The following is a 228-nucleotide window of genomic DNA, read 5'->3' as shown; positions in this document are numbered from 1 at the left end:
GCGTGTCCCAGGACAAGCCCGCGAAGTGACCTTGAGTCAGGTGCAGAAACATCGCACCCCCTGCGTACAGTCCGATCACGAAGCACACAGCCATCATGAACACGATTGATAACGAGACTTTCCACCACATGGCGTTCTCCTAGGCAGCGCGTTGACGCTGACCATTGAGCAAGGCCAGCTTGTGTTCGGGTTCGTAATGCACTTCCAGGATGTCCGTGTTTTCCATGT

It is taken from the genome of Pseudomonas syringae pv. cilantro, from assembly GCF_001293775.1.
GTDB lineage: Bacteria > Pseudomonadota > Gammaproteobacteria > Pseudomonadales > Pseudomonadaceae > Aquipseudomonas > Aquipseudomonas syringae_P.
Note: the sequence above shows the minus strand (reverse complement) of the source record.